13 protein-coding genes are annotated in these 16,013 nt (G+C 72.7%); 8 read left to right on the forward strand and 5 right to left on the reverse strand.

The window, feature by feature from the left end:
• Window positions 1-5 precede the first annotated feature (5 nt).
• Window positions 6-821: an SURF1 family cytochrome oxidase biogenesis protein gene (locus ABT297_RS05915; protein ID WP_350545141.1), complete on the forward strand. Its 816-nt coding sequence runs from the start codon at window positions 6-8 to the stop codon at window positions 819-821.
• Here the strand turns inward: ABT297_RS05915 and ABT297_RS05920 are convergent.
• Window positions 803-2,359: an ATP-dependent DNA ligase gene (locus tag ABT297_RS05920; RefSeq protein ID WP_350545142.1), complete on the reverse strand. Its 1,557-nt coding sequence runs from the start codon at window positions 2,357-2,359 to the stop codon at window positions 803-805. The two genes, ABT297_RS05915 and ABT297_RS05920, sit on opposite strands and share 19 nt — an antisense overlap.
• Window positions 2,360-2,398: 39 nt before the next feature.
• Window positions 2,399-2,632: a hypothetical protein gene (locus tag ABT297_RS05925; RefSeq protein WP_350545144.1), complete on the reverse strand. Its 234-nt coding sequence runs from the start codon at window positions 2,630-2,632 to the stop codon at window positions 2,399-2,401.
• 217 nt (window positions 2,633-2,849) lie between these two features.
• On the opposite strand from ABT297_RS05925, the gene ABT297_RS05930 reads away from it, so the two are divergent.
• A complete protein-coding gene (locus ABT297_RS05930) occupies window positions 2,850-4,373 on the forward strand; it encodes a GGDEF domain-containing protein (protein WP_350545147.1) in 1,524 nt (507 codons plus the stop codon).
• Here ABT297_RS05930 and ABT297_RS05935 read toward each other — a convergent pair.
• Together ABT297_RS05935 and ABT297_RS05940 are read right to left on the reverse strand one after the other, a co-directional pair.
• Complete coding sequence (locus ABT297_RS05935; RefSeq protein WP_350545149.1) at window positions 4,335-5,858, reverse strand: putative bifunctional diguanylate cyclase/phosphodiesterase; 1,524 nt, start codon at window positions 5,856-5,858, stop codon at window positions 4,335-4,337. The genes ABT297_RS05930 and ABT297_RS05935 overlap by 39 nt on opposite strands.
• 184 nt (window positions 5,859-6,042) lie before the next feature.
• A complete protein-coding gene (locus tag ABT297_RS05940) occupies window positions 6,043-6,261 on the reverse strand; it encodes a DUF7455 domain-containing protein (RefSeq protein ID WP_350545152.1) in 219 nt (72 codons plus the stop codon).
• A gap of 430 nt (window positions 6,262-6,691) precedes the next feature.
• Between ABT297_RS05940 and ABT297_RS05945 the strand changes: the two genes are divergently transcribed.
• The 6 genes from ABT297_RS05945 (at window position 6,692) to ABT297_RS05970 (ending at window position 14,354) form a co-directional block, all read left to right on the forward strand.
• Window positions 6,692-8,326 carry a CBM96 family carbohydrate-binding protein gene (locus ABT297_RS05945; protein ID WP_350545154.1) on the forward strand — a complete coding sequence of 545 codons (1,635 nt, stop codon included), beginning with the start codon at window positions 6,692-6,694 and terminating at the stop codon, window positions 8,324-8,326.
• Between the two features lie 239 nt (window positions 8,327-8,565).
• Window positions 8,566-10,212 (forward strand): S8 family serine peptidase, encoded by a 1,647-nt coding sequence (locus ABT297_RS05950; protein ID WP_350545156.1) that lies wholly within the window; start codon window positions 8,566-8,568, stop codon window positions 10,210-10,212.
• A 159-nt stretch (window positions 10,213-10,371) separates the two neighbouring features.
• Entirely contained in the window at window positions 10,372-11,034 is a 663-nt protein-coding gene (locus tag ABT297_RS05955) for an SRPBCC family protein (protein ID WP_350545158.1), read from the forward strand.
• A gap of 119 nt (window positions 11,035-11,153) precedes the next feature.
• The gene (locus tag ABT297_RS05960; protein WP_350545161.1) at window positions 11,154-11,528 is read left to right on the forward strand and encodes a response regulator transcription factor; all 375 of its coding nucleotides are present in this window, start codon (window positions 11,154-11,156) and stop codon (window positions 11,526-11,528) included.
• Window positions 11,525-12,655: a HEAT repeat domain-containing protein gene (locus ABT297_RS05965; RefSeq protein WP_350545163.1), complete on the forward strand. Its 1,131-nt coding sequence runs from the start codon at window positions 11,525-11,527 to the stop codon at window positions 12,653-12,655. The genes ABT297_RS05960 and ABT297_RS05965 overlap by 4 nt, the downstream gene beginning before the upstream one ends.
• A gap of 199 nt (window positions 12,656-12,854) precedes the next feature.
• Window positions 12,855-14,354, forward strand: a complete 1,500-nt coding sequence (locus ABT297_RS05970; RefSeq protein ID WP_350545165.1) for a glycosyltransferase family 2 protein — start codon at window positions 12,855-12,857, stop codon at window positions 14,352-14,354.
• Here ABT297_RS05970 and ABT297_RS05975 read toward each other — a convergent pair.
• Window positions 14,314-15,978 carry an ATP-binding protein gene (locus tag ABT297_RS05975; RefSeq protein WP_350545167.1) on the reverse strand — a complete coding sequence of 555 codons (1,665 nt, stop codon included), beginning with the start codon at window positions 15,976-15,978 and terminating at the stop codon, window positions 14,314-14,316. The genes ABT297_RS05970 and ABT297_RS05975 overlap by 41 nt on opposite strands.
• Window positions 15,979-16,013: the final 35 nt, after the last annotated feature.

Raw genomic sequence — 16,013 nt, forward strand, 5'->3', positions numbered from 1 at the left:
TGTGCATGGTTGTGTACCGGTTTCTCGCGACGCCCCGGTGGCTCGGCTACGCCGCGCTGATGGTGGCCGCGGTGACCGTCATGGTGCTGCTCGGCCTCTGGCAGCTTGACCGCTATCACCAGCGGGCCGAGATCAACGCCCGGATCAACGCGGGCACGTCGGCGGCGCCCGTGCCACTGACCGGCGTGGTCGGCGCGCCGTCCGGGGCGGCGGGGACGGTCGGGCCGCCGCCTGCGGAGCACACCGAGTGGACGCGGGTGACGGTGACGGGCCACTACGACCCCGCCCACGAGATCCTCGTGCGCGGCCGCACCGTCGAGGGCGCGGTCGGCTTCGAGGTGCTCACCCCGCTGGTGCTGAGCGACGGCACGGCCGTGCTGGTCGACCGGGGCTGGGTGCGCCCGGCCGCGGCCGGTGCGCTCACGGCCCCCGAGGTGCCTGCGGCGCCGGGCGGCAGCGTCACCGTCGCCGGGCGGCTGCGCCCGCCGGAGAGCCGGGGCGGCCGGCCGCAGGAGGTCAACGGCCGCACGGAGATCCGCCGGATCACGCCCTCGGCGATCGCGCCCGCGCTGCCCTACGCGCTCTTCGACGCCTACGTGAGCTCCGACGAGCCGGCGCCGGGCTTCACGGCGGTGCCGGCGGAGAAGCAGAACGCGCTGCAGAACGCCGGCTACGTGCTGCAGTGGTGGCTCTTCGCCGCGATGACGGTCTACGGTTTCGGCTACCTCGCCCGCCGGGAGGCCCGCGGCCCGCGCCCGGCGAGCCTGCTCGACGACGAGGCCGATGAGGACGAGGAAGCGGCTCACGGCGCCTCCCGCTGAGCGGCGATGCCACGGTGGATCGTGCGCACCGCGTCGATGGTGTCCGCCTCCTCGGGGCGCTTGTCCTCCCGATACCGCAACACCCGTGCGAACCGCAGCGCCACCCCGCCCGGATAGCGCGGTGACGTCTGCACCCCGTCGAAGGCCACCTCGACGACCAGCTCGGGCCGCACCCGCACGACCCACTCGGACTCGACGGCATCCTCGACGGCCAAGGCCCGCAGCCGCTCGGTCTGCCACCGCAGCATCTCATCGGTCATGCCCTTGAAGGTCTTGCCCAGCATGACGAACCCCCCACCGTCTGGGTCGCGGGCGCCGAGGTGGAGGTTGGACAGCCAACCCCGGCGCCGCCCATGGCCCCACTCGACGGCGAGGACCACCAGGTCGAGCGTGTGCCGGGGCTTGACCTTGACCCAGGCGGAGCCCCGGCGGCCCACGTCGTAGGGCGCGGCGGCCGACTTGATCACCAGGCCCTCGTGCCCGGCGGCGACCGCGAGCGCGAAGGCCTCCTCCGCCTCGTCGGCCGTGGCGACCATGGTGCGCCCGACCCGCATTCGCTCGGGGACCACGCGATCCAGCGCCGCCCACCGCGCCGAGGCCGGCTCGTCGAGCAGGTCCGCGCCGTCCAGGTGCAGGATGTCGAAGAAGAACGGCCGCAGGACCGACAACCCGTCGCGGCGCGAGGCCCGGCTCGAGGTCTCCTGGAAGGGGATGGCCCGGCCGCTGTCCGGGTCGACGCCGACGGCCTCGCCGTCGAGCACGATCGAGGACACGTCCAGCTCGGCGACGGCGGCGACCACGCCCGGCATGCGCGCGGTGAGGTCGTCGAGGCTGCGGCTATACACCAAGATCGCCGAACCGGAGCGATGCACCTGGATCCGGACTCCGTCGATCTTGTCGTCGGCGGCGGCCGGGGCACCGGTGGCCGCGACGGCCTCGGTGGCGTTGGGTGCGCTGGAGGCGAGCATCGGCGAGAGCGGCCGGCCGACGGTGAGCCGGTAGGCGTCCAGCGCATCGGCCCCGCCGAGCAACGCGGAGACCGCGACGGCCTTGAGGTCGCCGGCCAGCAGCAGGGCCCGGCGCACCGAGACGGAGGGAATCTCGGCTGCCCGGGCCAGCGCGTCGGCCAGCAGCCCGGCCTGCGCGCCCTGGCGCACCTCGCCGCTGAGCAGCCCGACGAGCAGCCGCCGCTCGGCGTCGGTCGCCGCGCCGAAGAGGGCCGCGACCTCCTCGCGACGGGCGGCCTGGGAGCCCTTGCCGGACAGCTGCGACATCCGCTCGAACGCGATGTCGACGTCGGCGACGCTCAGCGAGGCCTCGGCGGCGGGCGGGGGCAGGTCGCGGAGGCTCGCATAGCCGACCCCGGTCTGGCGCTGGCGCAGCTCGCCGGAGAGGTAACCGGCGCCGGCGGAGACGGTGCGCTCGTCGCCGGACCCGGCCAGGCCCCGCAGTGCGGCCGCGAGCAGCTCGATCTTGGCGTTGCGGGCGGGCGTCGCCGCCACCGCCCTCGAAACCGCGGCCAGCTCCTCGAATCGCATACCCCGGATTCTGCCCCCGAGGTACGACAAAAATGACGATCAGCGGTAGGCCCGGCGCACGGCGTCGAGGACCCAGCCCATCCGGCTGACGGCGGTGTCCGGGTGCTCGCCGAACTCGTGGGCGACCAGCGCCGCGCACCCGCGCGACCCGTGCCGGCGGACGCTCACCATGACCGCGCGGCGGATGCGTGCCGGGTCGAGCGGCTCCGACGACTGCACGTCCGACACGAAGAGCGCCTCGGCGCGGACGTGTTCCAGTAGCTGCGGCGTCATGACTTGCTCCCTTCGCCTCGGCCAAGTCCACGCTCCCGCCGGAGCACCGTCGTGTCCTTCGGGTTGCGAACAGGGAGGTAGTCGCGGGCAGGGAGGTATCGGACGACCAGACGGGAACGGCGCTGTGACCGGAAACCAACTGTGGATCATCCGACTGGACGACGGGCCCCGAGCTTCGATGACGGAGAATCGTCGTGTGACCACAATCCGTGAGCAAATGCCGTTGTGGAGGGTCTTCGTCGCGTTCGGGACGGTGATCGCCGCGGCGTTCGTCGCGATGCTCGCGTTCGGGCCGGCGCCCTGGCTCAGCGGAGGCCTGTACACCGGGCTGTCCGCACTCACGGCCGCCACGGTCCTGTACGCCGCCCGGCGGTACCGTTCGCCGGGTCGTGCCGGCGAGCTGACCGGCTGGTACCTGCTCGGCGCCGGCCAGCTCGCCTACGCGGCCGCCGACTCGATCTACCTCGTACAGAGCGTGGTCCACGGCACGATCACGTTCCCGAATGTCGCCGACGCCCTGTACCTGGCGCAGTATCCCCTGATCATCGGCGCGCTGCTGAGCTTCGTGCGCCGCCGGACGCCGGGCCGGCACACCCCGGCACTGCTGGACGCCGGCATCCTGGCCACCGCCGCCGGCCTGCTGTCGTGGTTGTACCTCATCGGCCCGCTGACCGGCGCGGCGGACATGACCATGGCGGCCCGGCTGGTGAGCATGGCGTATCCGCTGGGCGACCTGCTGGTTCTCGTCATCGGCCTGCGCCTGATGCTCGGCGGCGGTGCCCGCTCCCCCAGCTACCTCATGCTGCTGGCCAGCCTGTGCACGATGCTCGTCGGCGACACCGCGTTCACGCTGCTCGGCGGTAGCGTGCCCGCCTGGGTGGGCTTCCTGTGGCTGCTGACGTACATCCTGCTCGGCGGGGCCGCGTTGCACCCCTCGATGCACCGCGTCAACGAACCACCGGCGCGGCGAGCGACGCCCACGACGTCCGCGCGCCTGATCGCCCTGGCCGCCGCCTCGCTGCTTGCCCCCGTGGTACTCCTGGTGCAGTACGAAACCGGCAGGACGCGCGACGTCCCGGTGATCGCCGTCGTGTGCGCGCTGCTGTTCCTGCTGGTGCTCGGGCGGATGGCCGGCCTCGTCGCGGACCAGCGCCGGCTCGCCGCCACCGACATGCTGACCGGGCTGCACACCCGGCGGGCGTTCGAGGAGCGCCTCCGCGCGCCGCGGCGCGCCCGGCCCTTCGGCGTGATCCTGCTCGACATCGACCACTTCAAGTGCATCAACGACTCGTTCGGCCACCCGGCCGGCGACCGGGTGCTGCGGGAGGTCGCCGACCGGCTGCGCGCCGCGGCCGGCCCCGGCGTGGTCGTCGCGCGCTACGGCGGCGAGGAGTTCGCGCTGCTCGTGCCCAGCGCGGAGGCGTCGCGGACGGCCGAGCTGGCGGACCGGTTGCGCTCGGCCGTGAGCGGCGTCCCGATCGACGTGGGCGGCGGTGTCCTCCGCACGGTCACGGTCTCCGCCGGTACGGCGGTGCTGCCGGCCAACACCACGGTGCCGGACGAGCTGGTCCTGCTGGCCGACCGGGCGCTCTACGCGGCCAAGCGGGCCGGCCGCGACCGGGTCGTGGCCGCCGCCACGTTGCCGCCATCGGCCGCCGCGTCGAGCCGGCGGCCGTCCGACGCCGACGAGTGGCCCGCCCCGCTATCCCGCGCGCGCCGCACCGAGCTCGAGGCGGCCTGACAGCAGCGCTTCGAGGGCATCCGGACGTACCGGACGGGAGAAGAGGAAGCCCTGGGCGTGCTCGCAGCCGAGGGCGCGCAGCGTCGAGGCCTGCTCCTCGGTCTCGACGCCCTCGGCGACGGTCTGCAGCGCCAGCCCGCCGGCCAGCTGCAGGATGGCGCGCATGAGGGTGGTGTCGACGGCCATCGCGACGAACGTACGGTCGATCTTGAGCACGTCCACGGGCAGGTGCACCAGGTACGCCAGCGACGAGTAACCCGTGCCGAAGTCGTCGATCGCGACCCGCACCCCGTCGGCGCGCAGGGCGTCGAGCCGGGCCGTCGACTCGGCGTCGGCGACCAGCGTGCTCTCCGTCACCTCCAGCACCAGCGCCGCCGGGGGCAGTCCGGCCGCCTCGAGCGCGGCCCGCACCCGGTCGACGAAGTCCGGCTCGCGCAGCTGGTGCGCGGCGACGTTGACGGTGAGGCCGACGCCGTCGCGCTCGTACCACGCCCGCGCCTGCGCGCACGCCCGGCCGAGCACCCACCAGCCCAGCGGCACGATCAGCCCGGTGGCCTCGGCGACGGGGATGAACACGCCGGGCGGGATCGGGTCGCCCCCGGGCGGGTGCCAGCGCAGCAGCGCCTCGACCGCGGTGATCCGGCCGTCGGCGAGCCGGACGACCGGCTGGTAGTGCAGCTCGAACTCGCCGTCTCGCAGCGCCCGGCGCAGCCCCGCGGCGAGCTCGCGGTGCCGGTCGACGGCGGTGCGCAGCCCCGCGTCGAAGCGCACGATCCGGTCCTTCCCGCCGCCCTTGGCCGCATCCAGCGCGAGGTCGGCGTCGCGCAGCACCTCCGCCGAGGTCCGCTGCCCGTCGGCCACGACCACGCCCGCGCTGCCGGTGAGGTGCACCTGGCGCCCGCCGACCTGGTACGGCGGGCGCAGCCGGGCCAGCGCGCGCTCGGCCGCGTCGGCCGGTGCTGATCCGCGCCACACGGCGGCGAACTCGTCGTCGCCGGGCCGGGCGAGCAGGTCCGCGTCGGGCAGCGCGGCCCGCAGCCGCCCGGCGACCTGCACCAGCAGGGCGTCGCCGGCCTGGTGCCCGAGCTCGTCGTTGATCTCCTTGAACCCGTCCAGGTCGAGCAGCACCACCGTCAGCCCCGGCCGGATGCCGGCCAGCAGCCCGGTCAACAGGGCCCGGTTCGCCAGGCCGGTGACCGGGTCGCGGGTGGCGCGCTCGCGCAGGGCCCGCTCGAGCCCCCGGCGCCGCGCCGAGGACCGGGCCAGGGAGCGTGCCAGCCGGCGCGACCGGCGCAGCACGAGCGCCACGGCTACGCCGGCGGCGACGAGCGCGACGGCGCCGGCCAGGACGGATGAGAATTGCCGGATCATCGACGGTACCGCGGCCAGGAACGCCGCCCCGGACACCGAGACGGCGACGAGCAGCGCCCTCTCGCGGCCCGCCAGCCCGGGCCGCCGCGGACGAGGGCTCGGCTTGCGACGCACACGAAGATGCTATGCCCCGCATATCCGATTTTTCGGACTTAACGGATAACACGCTGTTGTCGACTCAGCGCGGGCCAAAACGGAGCCGGTCCCGCCGGCACCGACCGCCACAAACGCGGCGTGGCGCCGCGGCAACGCCGCGACGCCACGCTTCCTCCGCCCAACAGGGCTTGGGCCAAATTTCTCAGCCGCGCCACTCGAAGCCCGACTCGACGACGACCTTGTCCGCCGTCGCGGCGATCCGGTCCGCGAAACGGTTCGCGTGGTGCCCGCAGAAGGCCAGCTCGCCGGCGGTACCGAAGGTCACCGTCAGCTTCGCCGCCGCGCCGCAGCTGTCGCAGCGCTCGCTGGCCAGCTCGGGGACGACGTGGACGGCCGGGCGCGAGATCAGCATCGGGGTCATCTCGGTCTCCTCGGGCTCGTAACGGATGGTGGCAATCCGATATGTGACATTTCCGCGTGTTGCGGCTTACCAAACCAACACTACGTTCGTCTGAATTGCGCGCCTAGTTCGTAAGCGTTGGCATTTGGTTACGACCCGGTTGCCATGACCGGCCGTTCGTCCGATGCATCACGGACGCATTTCACATAGCCGCCCGGCAACGTTTCGACACCCGGCGCCCGGCCGGAACGCGGATCGCCCGGGCCGAGCGCGGGCCACGCGGGCCGAGTCCACAGTGGACGGGCGGGCCGGCGGGCGGACACCCCAACGGCAACTCGCGGCGAACCGGCGGCGTACCCCGGGCTGCCGAATCTTGTGGAGTCCGGACGACAACGCCGGGTGCAGCACCTCGCCACGAGGATTCCGCCAGCCAGGGAAGGGCTTTGCATAGATGATTCGTCGCCACGCCCGCACATTGATGCCGATCGCCGCACTCGCCATCGGCGCCGTATTCGGCACCGCCGTCCACAGCGGTACCGCCGCCGCGGAGACGACCGACGTCGTGCGCTCGGGCGCCGCTGACGACACCTACAGTTCCAGCAGCCGCCCGTCGTACAACTTCGGCTCCTCCGACACCCTCGTCGCGGGCCGCAACGGCGGCGACACGATGGTGACCTACCTGAAGTTCAACGTCGCCGCCCCCGGCACCGGCGCGACCGTCAAGAGCGCCAAGGTGACGCTGACCGTCGCGTCGCGGAAGGTGCCCGGCTCGATCTCGCTGAGCCGCGTCGCCAGCACGGCGTGGAGCCAGAAGACCCTGTCGGCCAAGAACCGTCCCGGGCTCGGTGCGGTCGTGAGCACCGTCCGGCCGGCCTCCGGCGCGGAGACGGTGACCTTCGACGTGAGCTCCGTGGTCAAGGGCGGCGGGACGTACGCCTTCGCGGTCACCTCGACCGTCCCGAACAGCCCGGCGCGGTTCCGCTCCGCCGAGGCGGCCGGCGGCCGGCCGGCGCTGAACGTCACCGTGAGCCGACCGACCGCCCCGCGGCCGGTGGAGACCTCCCCGACGACCGGCCCGGCCACCAACCCACCGAGCAACCCGCCGAGCAACCCGCCGGCCAGCAGCCCCGCGCCGACCGCGCCCGGCACCTGCAAGGTCGACGCCAAGCTGGTCCCGAGCTGCGGCGTGCTGTGGGGCGCGGCGGCCGGCGGCTTCTCCGACGTGCCGCGCGACCAGGCCCTGAAGACCTTCGAGGCCAAGTCGGGCCGGACGTCGACGATCTACCACACGTACCACAAGGGTGACCAGCTCTTCCCGACCAAGAGCGAGATCGCCATGACCAACGACCCGGCGAACCCGCGCACGCTGATGCTGAACTGGAAGGTCGGCTACGGCACCACGTGGGCCAACGTGGCCCGCGGCGACGTGGACGCGCGCATCGACCGGCTCGCCGGCTACATCAAGGCCAACTACACCAAGCCGTTCTTCATGGTGCTGCACCACGAGCCGGAGAACGACGTGAACCCGGCCGCCGGATCGGGGCAGACCGCCAAGGACTACGCGGCGATGTTCCGCCACACCGCGCTGCGCCTGAAGGCCGCCGGGGTCGGCAACGCCGTGTTCGTGATGGCGTACATGAACTACGAGAAGTGGAACAACACCTCGTGGTGGGGCGACCTGTACCCCGGCGACGACGTCGTGGACTGGGTCGGCGTGGACACCTACAACAACGCGCAGCCGGGCGGTTTCCACTACGGCGACTTCAACTACATGATGAACCGCACCAACAGCGCGAAGTTCCCGGGCTTCTACACCTGGGCCACCACGCAGCACGCGAGCAAGCCCATCATGGTCGCGGAGTGGGGCGTGTACGACTCGTCGCCGACGGTCGTGGGCAAGAACAAGGCCGACGTGTACGCCACCGTGCTGCCCCAGCTGGCCAAGATGCCACAGATCAAGGGCCTGGTGTACTTCGAGACCGAGCGCGACCAGAGCGGCCACGACATCCGCATGGACGACACCCCGGAGGCGCTGGCCGCCTTCAAGAAGATCGCCGCCGACCCACGGTTCAACGTGCAGCTTTGAACACCCGGTTCCCCCCGGTGAGTGAAGGCCGTCCGGACGCACAGTCCGGGCGGCCTTCGCCATTTCCGCCCCCGCCCGCTTCGCAACCGGCCGCGGCAACTGCGATGCTCCCGCCGGGGTCCCGGGGCCGCCACCGGTGCGCCGGAACCTAGTCGCAGCAAGGAAAACGCGGCACCGAACCGCGGCACATCAAATGACGCAACGAAATGCCGGCTCACCGTAAAGGGGACGCAGACATAATGACGAAGAACATCGCCCGTCGCGCCATTACCGGAATCGTCTTCGGCGCCGCCGCCACGGCCGCCACCGCCTTCACCTTCGGCGCGGCCGCCTCGGCCGCCCCGGCGGAGGGCACCGTGCGGGGCACGGACGCCGCCGGCGTGCTGAAGGACCGGTACATCGTGGTGATGAAGGACGGCACGACTGCCACCTCGGACGCGCTCGCCGGCAAGGTCGGCGGGAAGATCGAGGGCCGGTTCGACAGCGCGGTGCGCGGTTTCTCCAGCCGTATGAGCGCCTCGGCCGCTCGCCGTCTGGCCGCCGACCCGGCCGTCGCCTACGTGGAGCAGGACCGCGTGGTCTCGATCGAGACCACGCAACCGGGCGCCACCTGGGGCCTGGACCGCATCGACCAGCCGGCGCTGCCGCTCGACGGGGCGTACACCTACGGGCCGTCGAGCAACGTCACCGCGTACATCATCGACACCGGCGTCCGCCTCACCCACAGCGAGTTCGGCGGTCGTGCCCGCTCCGGCTACGACTTCGTGGACAACGACGCCGATGCGAGCGACTGCCAGGGCCACGGTACCCACGTCGCGGGCACTGTCGGCGGCAAGACCTACGGCGTGGCCAAGGACGTCAAGATCGTCGCCGTCCGGGTGCTCGACTGCTCGGGCAACGGCTCCTACTCGCAGATCATCTCCGGCGTCGACTGGGTCACCAAGAACGCGGTGAAGCCGGCCGTGGCGAACATGAGCCTCGGCGGCTCGGCGGGCGCCACCCTGGACAACGCGGTCAAGCGCTCGATCGCGTCGGGCGTCACGTATGCCGTCGCGGGCGGCAACGACTCGGCCAACGCGTGCGGCAAGTCGCCGGCCCGCCTGCCGGAGGCGATCACCGTCGGCGCGACGGACAGCAACGACGCCCGCGCGAGCTTCTCCAACTTCGGCAACTGCCTGGACATCTTCGCCCCGGGCGTGAACATCACGTCCAGCTCCAACAGTTCCGGCACCGCCACCCAGCGGATGAGCGGTACCTCGATGGCGACCCCGCACGTGGCGGGCGCCGCCGCCCTCTACCTCGCCGCGCACCCGGCCGCCACCCCGCAGCAGGTTCGCGAGGCGCTGATCGCCGGCGCCGTCAACGGCGTGGTGAAGAACGCGGGCAGCGGATCGCCGAACAAGCTGCTCCACACCGGCGGGATCGGCGACGGCGACCCGGTCGCGCAGGAGCCGACCAGCCCGACCGGCCCGACCGACCCGGCCACGCCGAGCAGCCCGACCAACCCGGCCACCCCCACCACGCCCACCACGCCGGCCGCCTGCGCCCCGGCCACGAGCACCACCACGGTGGCGATCCCGGACCGGGGTACCGCCTCCAGCAAGATCGTGATCGCCAACTGCACCGGCACCGGCTCGAAGACCGCCACCGTCAAGGTCTCGATCACCCACCCCTACCGCGGCGACCTGCGTCTCGACCTGATCGCCCCGGATGGCACCGGCTACAAGCTCAAGAGCTCGACCTCCACTGACAACCGGCCCTTCGTGACGACCACCTACACCGTCGACCTGTCCGGCAAGGCCCGCAACGGCACCTGGACCCTGCAGGCCAAGGACGTGTTCGCGGGCGGCACCGGCCGGCTGACCGGCTGGACCCTCACCGTCTGACCCACCCGACCCACTCGCGAACACACACCACGCAGGCCCTCGCCGGACCCCGGCGGGGCCTGCGGGCGTTTGCCGCTAATCCCGCGAATCACCCTCAATCGGGGCGAATCAGCCGTACGGTGTGGGCAACCATCAGCGCCGACGGCAAGGGGGACCGCCATGAGCACCGCCAGAGAGTCGATCGAGGTGGCCGTACCGGCGGCGGTCGTCTACGAGCAGCTCACGCACCTCGAGAACTATCCGCAGTTCATGTCGGGCATCATGAGCATGGCGCCGATCGACGCCTCCACCGCGCACATGGTGCTCGACCTCGGCGGCAACCGGGCCGAGTTCGACGCCCGCATCACCGAGACGCGGCCCGGCGAGTTCCTCGCCTGGGAGGCGCTGGACGGCCCGCAGGTCAGCGAGGCGCTACGGATCGAGCCGATGGCGGACGACATGACCCGGGTCATCGCCGAGCTGCAGATCGACGCCCGCGAGCTGATGCCCGGCGAGAACCACGCCGTCGAGGTGCTCAACCGCCGGCTGAAGGCCGACCTCAGGGGCTTCAAGCGGTTCTGCGAGGAGTCAGCCGCCCGCGAGGCCGCGATGGCCGAGACACCCGCGGCCGCACCGGCCCCCGCGGCGACCCGGGAGAACGGGCCCACGGCATCCGCGCGGGCCGCCCAGGCCACCATCGCGTCGGCCTCGGGGCTCACCCGCGCCACCAACGAGCGGCCGAGCCAGGCGATGCCGCCCACCGGCAACCTGGGCCCGATGCGACGCGCGGCGGAGCTCGGCGCGCGCGCCGGTCAGGCAGCGCGGCGCCGGCACGACCCGTGACCACGACCCGCGGAGGGGCGCCGGCCCGCGGCCGGCGCCCCTTTTGCCATCCCGCCGAAATCACCATCAAATCCCGCATATCCTGAAAATCGCCACCGTCGAGAGGAGCGAACGGACCGATGACCGCGATCCTGGTCGCCGACGACGACATGGACATCAGGGACCTCGTCGCCTTCAAGCTGGAGCAGGCCGGCTACGACGTGGTGGCCGTCGACAACGGCCTCGCCGCGCTCACCTCGGCCACCGAGAACCCCCCGGACCTGGTGGTCCTCGACGTCATGATGCCCGGGATGTCCGGCATCGACGTGTGCCGCCAGCTGCGCCAGGAGCAGGGCACCAAGGCCCTGCCGATCATCCTGCTCACCGCGCGTGCCCAGGAGGGCGACGTCGAGGTCGGCTTCGGCGCCGGCGCGGACGACTACATCGTCAAGCCCTTCAGCCCGCGGGAGTTGGTGAGCCGGGTCGAGGCGGTCCTGGCCCGCATGCGCACGTGACGCTCGCCGGCACCGCCCTGGTGGCGCTGTTCGTCGTGCTGTTCGCCGCGCTCGTCCTCGGCGCCCTCATCGTCGGCGGGCGCACCGTGCGCCGGGCTCGCGAGGCCGGGCGCGCCCGGCTGGCCGGGCCCGCGAGGCGGCTGCTGCTCGCGATCGCGGCCGGCGACGACGACCCGCGGCAGATCGAGGAACTGGTGCGCCTGCCCGACGAGGTGTGGCTCGCGGTCGAGCCCAGCGCCGTCGCCCTGCTGGGCAAGGTCCGCGGCGAGGCGCACACCACGCTGGTCGACGTCTTCGAGCGCCGCGGCGCCGCCTGGCGAGCCCGCAGCCAGCTCAAGAGGCGCGACCCCGTGGCGCGCGCGATGGCCGCCGAGGTGCTGGGCAACCTGCGCCGCCGCGACGCGGTGCTGCCACTGTGCGACCTGCTGAGCGACCCCGACCCGGACGTGCGGGTGGTCGCCGCGCGCTCGCTCGGGCGCATCGGCGACGCCGGCGCCACCCAGCCGCTGCTGGCCACGCTGCGCAGCCGCCGGCCGGTGCCGGCGCACGTGGTGGCGACCGCGCTGACCCGCCTCGGTACACCGGCTCAGGGCGCGCTGACCGCGGCGCTGGACGACCCGCGCTCGCCGGTGCGGGCCACGGCCGCGGAGGTGCTCGGGCTGATCGGGGCGGCGGGCGCGACCGTGCGGGTGGAGAGCGCGCTGCGCGCGGACCCGGCCGTGGAGGTGCGGGTGAGCGCGGCCCGCACCCTTGGCCGGCTCGGCACCCGCACGGCGCTGGCGCCCCTGCTGGACGCCCTCGGAGAGGACCGCCCCGCGGTACTGCGGGCCGAGGCCGCCCGGGCGCTGGGCGAGCTCGGCGCGGTGACCGCGGCGCCGGCGCTGACGGCGCTGCTGGCCGACGCCGACTACGCGGTCGCCCACAACGCGGCGCGGTCCCTGCTGCGGCTGGGCAGCGCCGGCCGGGCCGCGCTCGTCGCCGCGGAGCACCGCGCGCACGTACGCCCCCGGCACAGCGCCGAGCCCGACGAGGGCCCCGGCCCCGAGGTCCTGCTGGGTGCCGCGCACGCCCGCGAGGCGCTGGCCGCGGCCGAGCTCGACGACCGCCGCCGGCAGGCAGTCCCATGACCGGTCCGGAGCGAAGCGGAGGGGGCCGGTCATCATCGGCTCAGGTTCCAGTCATGCCGCAGCCGGAGCGAAGCGGAGGGTTCGGCATGACCGGTCCGGAGCGAAGCGGCGCCCGGTCTGGGTCGATCGGCACAGGGGCCGGGCATCATGGGCTCAGTTCAAAGTCATGCCGCAGCCGGAGCGAAGCGGAGGGTTCGGCATGACCGGGGACTGGGTGCGCGATCTGTTGCACGCGACGGACGTCTTCATCCTCACGTACTTCCTGGTCATCAACAGCAGCTACCTGGTGCTCATCGTGCTCGCGGGCGCCGAGTTCGTGCACCACCTGCGCCGCGTTCCCTTCGCCGGGCACGAGGAGACGTACCGCAGCCCGCTGACCCAGCCCATCTCGGTGCTCGTCCCGGCGTACAACGAGTCGGCCGGCATCGTGCAGTCGGTGCAGGCGATGCTGGCGCTGCGGTACCCGGTCTTCGAGGTCATCGTCATCGACGACGGCTCCAGCGACGACACCTTCGCGCGGCTGGAGCAGGAGTTCGGGCTCGTCGAGGTGCCACGGGTGGTACCCGACGCCACCCCGACCCGCGGCGGGATCCTCTCCGTGCACGTGCCGCGCGACCGGCCCGACCCGCTGGTGGTGGTGCGCAAGGAGAACGGCGGCAAGACCGACGCGCTCAACACCGGCATCAACGTGGCTCGGCACCCGCTGGTGTGCATGGTCGACGCCGACTCGATCCTCGACCCGCAGGCGCTGCTGTCCGTGGCCAAGCCGTTCTCCGACGACCCGGTGCGCACCGTCGCCTCGGGCGGGGTCATCCGCGTCGCCAACGGATGCACCGCCGTGGCCGGGCGCATCGTCGACGTACGGATGCCGCGCCGGTGGCTGCCCCGGGTGCAGGTGGTCGAGTACCTGCGCGCATTCCTGCTCGGCCGCACCGGCTGGTCCCGGCTGGGCGGGCTGCTCATCATCTCCGGCGCGTTCGGCATCTTCCGCCGCGACCTACTGGTGGAGGTCGGCGGCCTGGCGCACGACTGCATCGGCGAGGACGCCGAGCTGGTGGTGCGCCTGCACCGGCACCTGCGCCGGCAGCGGCGCGACTACCGCATCGTCTTCGTCGCCGAGCCGGTCTCCTGGAGCGAGGCGCCGAGCACGCTCAAGGTGCTGGGCAAGCAGCGCCGGCGCTGGCACCGGGGCATCGCCGAGATCCTGCGCAAGCACCGGGGGATGATCGGCAATCCGCGGTACGGCCGGATCGGGCTCGTCGCGATGCCCTACTACGTGCTGTTCGAGCTGCTGGCCCCGGTGATCGAGCTGGCCGGGGTGATCCTGGTGCCGCTGGGCCTCTACGCCGGCGCCGTCGACGCACGGTTCGCGGTCGTGTTCGTCGGGGTCGCGTACGGCTACGCCCTGCTGCTCAACCTCATCGCGCTGACCGTCGAGGAGTACTCGTTCCGCCGCTACCACCGGTGGACGGACCTGTTCGCCGCGGTGGCCGCCTCGGTGCTGGAGAACCTCGGCTACCGGCAGCTGACCGCGCTGTGGCGAACCATGGGCATGTGGTCGGCGATCCGCGGCGGCAAGCACGTGTGGGGCGAGATGACCCGGACCGGCTTCCAGACGGTACAGACGCAGGCTCCGCCGCCGGCGGCGAAGGAACCGGCTACAGCCAGAGAGGGCGCTCGCGCGGAATCCGGATCGTGAACGTGGTGCCGTGCCCGGCCAGGCTCTCCACCGCGATCTCCCCGCCGTGGCCCTCCACGATCGTCTTCGTGATCGCCAGGCCCAGGCCGGCCCCCTGCACCGCCTCGCGCACCGCGAACGCGCCGCGGAAGAAGCGGGTGAACAGCCGCGGCCGCTCGTCGGGGTCGATCCCGACGCCGTTGTCGCGGACCTTGATCTCCACGTGCTCGCCGTCGACCCGCGCGCCGAGCTCGATCAGCCCGCCGTCCGGGGTGAAGTTGACGCCGTTGACGAGCAGGTTGGACAGCGCCCGCCGCAGCTGCTCGGGGTCGGCCTCGACGGTGCCGAGCGGCCCCTGCGCCGAGAGCACGAGCCGGTGCCCGCGCCGCTTGGCACGCGGCTCCACGGCGGCGCAGGCGGCGCTGAGCACCTCGTGCAGGTCGGTCTCGCGCAGCTCGAGGTCGAAGACGCCGGCCTCCACCTTGGAGATGGTCAGCATGTCCTCGATGAGCGCGTGCAGCCGGTCGCAGTTGCGGCCGATGACGCCGAGCATGCGGATCTGCGCCGGGGTGAGCGGCCCCGCGTCGCCGGAGGTGAGCACCTCGAGGTGGCCGATGACGTTGGTCAGTGGCGTGCGGAACTCGTGCGACACCGTCGTCACGAAGTCGCTCTTGGCCACGTCGAGCTCGCGCAGCCGGGACACCGCCTCGCGCTCGTGCTCGTACGCGTGGCGCAGCGCGTCCTCGGTGCGCTTGCGGTCGGTGATGTCGTGCACGAACGCGTTGAACGTCCAGCCCGTCATGGGGTCCCGCACGGCCCACACCGCGAGCTCGATCGGGAACTCGTAGCCGTTGGAGTGCCACGCCGAGATCTCGATGCGGTTGTCCAGGACGTGCTTCTCCCCCGTCGTCAGGAAGCGCCCGACGGCGAGGTGGTGGGACTCGCGGTACCGCGGCGGAATGATCGTGTCCGACAGCCGCCGGCCGATCGCCTCCTCCTTGGACAGGCCGAAGACCTTCTCCGCGGCCGCGTTCCAGGCGGTGATCATCCCGCCCTCGTCCATCGAGACGAACGCCTCGACGCAGCTGTCGAGGATCCGCTCGAGCCGCCGCGAGCCGAACAGCAGCGCCTGGCGGGCGACCATGCGGTCGATGACCCGGCCGAGCTGGATGCCGACGTCGGCCATGATCTCCAGCAGGCCCGGGTCGGGCTCGGCGGGCTCGCGGGTGAAGAACTCCAGCACCGCGGCGACGACCCCGCCGCCGAGCACCGGCAGGGCGATCACCGCGCCGGCGTGGCCGCGCACGAACGTCCGGTCGCGGGCCGCGTCGGCGATCCACAGCGGCCGGCCTGTCTTGGCGGCGCGCCCGACGATCCCGGCGCCCAGCGGAAACCGCATCTCCTCGCTCGCCTCGCGCAGCTCGGCGAACTCGCCGGGCACCTCCTCGTGCCATACGTCGGTGGACACGAACACACGGCGGTCGCGCTCGTCGGGCACGCACAGGTGCCCGGCCGGCCAGCCGGTCGCCGCGCACACCGCGTTGATGACCGGACGGCCGGCGTCGAGGATGTCGTCGGCCTCGTTCGCGATCCGTGTTGCCTCGTGCAGCAGGGAGACGAGGACGAGTTCGCGATCCTTCGGCACACCTTATATCCTAAAGGTCGGACCCGCCGCTATTG

It is taken from the genome of Dactylosporangium sp. NPDC000555 (assembly GCF_040300025.1).
GTDB lineage: Bacteria > Actinomycetota > Actinomycetes > Mycobacteriales > Micromonosporaceae > Dactylosporangium.